The organism is Vibrio barjaei (genome assembly GCF_001639065.2).
In the GTDB taxonomy this organism is placed as follows: Bacteria; Pseudomonadota; Gammaproteobacteria; order Enterobacterales; family Vibrionaceae; genus Vibrio; species Vibrio barjaei.
On sequence record NZ_LQXO02000025.1, the window covers coordinates 1 to 2,589 of the forward strand.

General features: G+C 51.6%; 1 rRNA gene. It reads right to left on the minus strand.

Annotation, left to right across the window (positions count from 1 at the left end):
* Positions 1 to 33 precede the first annotated feature (33 nt).
* A 23S ribosomal RNA gene (locus AWH66_RS12610) occupies positions 34 to 2,589 on the minus strand; the annotation flags it as partial.

The window sequence follows — 2,589 nt, forward strand, 5'->3', positions numbered from 1 at the left end:
GCTTTGAGTCCATCAAAACCCTTTGGGTGTTGTATGGTTAAGCCTCACGGGCAATTAGTACAGGTTAGCTCAACGCCTCACAACGCTTACACACCCTGCCTATCAACGTTCTAGTCTCGAACAACCCTTTAGGACACTTAAAGTGCCAGGGAAGACTCATCTCAGGGCTCGCTTCCCGCTTAGATGCTTTCAGCGGTTATCGATTCCGAACTTAGCTACCGGGCAATGCCATTGGCATGACAACCCGAACACCAGAGGTTCGTCCACTCCGGTCCTCTCGTACTAGGAGCAGCCCCCTTCAATCTTCCAACGCCCACGGCAGATAGGGACCGAACTGTCTCACGACGTTCTAAACCCAGCTCGCGTACCACTTTAAATGGCGAACAGCCATACCCTTGGGACCGACTTCAGCCCCAGGATGTGATGAGCCGACATCGAGGTGCCAAACACCGCCGTCGATATGAACTCTTGGGCGGTATCAGCCTGTTATCCCCGGAGTACCTTTTATCCGTTGAGCGATGGCCCTTCCATTCAGAACCACCGGATCACTATGACCTGCTTTCGCACCTGCTCGAATTGTCATTCTCGCAGTCAAGCGGGCTTATGCCATTGCACTAACCACACGATGTCCAACCGTGTTTAGCCCACCTTCGTGCTCCTCCGTTACTCTTTGGGAGGAGACCGCCCCAGTCAAACTACCCACCAGGCACTGTCCTCATTCCCGATTAGGGAACCAAGTTAGAACATCAAACATACAAGGGTGGTATTTCAAGATTGCCTCCACGAATACTGGCGTACTCGCTTCAAAGGCTCCCACCTATCCTACACATGTAGGCTCAATGTTCAGTGCCAAGCTGTAGTAAAGGTTCACGGGGTCTTTCCGTCTAGCCGCGGGTACACTGCATCTTCACAGCGATTTCAATTTCACTGAGTCTCGGGTGGAGACAGCGTGGCCATCATTACGCCATTCGTGCAGGTCGGAACTTACCCGACAAGGAATTTCGCTACCTTAGGACCGTTATAGTTACGGCCGCCGTTTACCGGGGCTTCGATCAAGAGCTTCGACCTAAGTCTAACCCCATCAATTAACCTTCCGGCACCGGGCAGGCGTCACACCGTATACGTCATCTTACGATTTTGCACAGTGCTGTGTTTTTAATAAACAGTTGCAGCCACCTGGTATCTGCGACTCTCGGTAGCTCCATCCGCAAGGGACTTCACCACTAAGAGCGTACCTTCTCCCGAAGTTACGGTACCATTTTGCCTAGTTCCTTCACCCGAGTTCTCTCAAGCGCCTTGGTATTCTCTACCCGACCACCTGTGTCGGTTTGGGGTACGATTCCTTACAATCTGAAGCTTAGAGGCTTTTCCTGGAAGCATGGCATCAATGACTTCACTACCGTAGTAGCTCGACATCGTGTCTCAGCCTTAAAGAGAGCCGGATTTACCTAACTCTCAAGCCTACGCACTTGAACCTGGACAACCGTCGCCAGGCCCACCTAGCCTTCTCCGTCCCCCCATCGCAATTGTAAGAAGTACGGGAATATTAACCCGTTTCCCATCGACTACGCCTTTCGGCCTCGCCTTAGGGGTCGACTTACCCTGCCCCGATTAACGTTGGACAGGAACCCTTGGTCTTCCGGCGAGGAGGTTTTTCACCCCCTTTATCGTTACTCATGTCAGCATTCGCACTTCTGATACCTCCAGCAGACCTTACAGTCCACCTTCAACGGCTTACAGAACGCTCCCCTACCCAATGTGATAAATCACATTGCCGCAGCTTCGGTGTATAGCTTAGCCCCGTTACATCTTCCGCGCAGGCCGACTCGACTAGTGAGCTATTACGCTTTCTTTAAATGATGGCTGCTTCTAAGCCAACATCCTAGCTGTCTAAGCCTTCCCACATCGTTTCCCACTTAGCTATACTTTGGGACCTTAGCTGGCGGTCTGGGTTGTTTCCCTCTCCACGACGGACGTTAGCACCCGCCGTGTGTCTCCCGGATAGTACTTACTGGTATTCGGAGTTTGCAAAGGGTTGGTAAGTCGGGATGACCCCCTAGCCTTAACAGTGCTCTACCCCCAGTAGTATTCGTCCGAGGCTCTACCTAAATAGATTTCGGGGAGAACCAGCTATCTCCAGGTTTGATTGGCCTTTCACCCCTAGCCACAAGTCATCCGCTAATTTTTCAACATTAGTCGGTTCGGTCCTCCAGTTGATGTTACTCAACCTTCAACCTGCCCATGGCTAGATCACCTGGTTTCGGGTCTATATCCAGAGACTGAACGCCCAGTTAAGACTCGGTTTCCCTACGGCTCCCCTAAACGGTTAACCTTGCCACTGAATATAAGTCGCTGACCCATTATACAAAAGGTACGCAGTCACACCACGAAGGTGCTCCTACTGCTTGTACGTACACGGTTTCAGGTTCTATTTCACTCCCCTCACAGGGGTTCTTTTCGCCTTTCCCTCACGGTACTGGTTCACTATCGGTCAGTCAGTAGTATTTAGCCTTGGAGGATGGTCCCCCCATATTCAGACAGGATATCACGTGTCCCGCCCTACTCGATTTCACTGATGATGAGATGTCG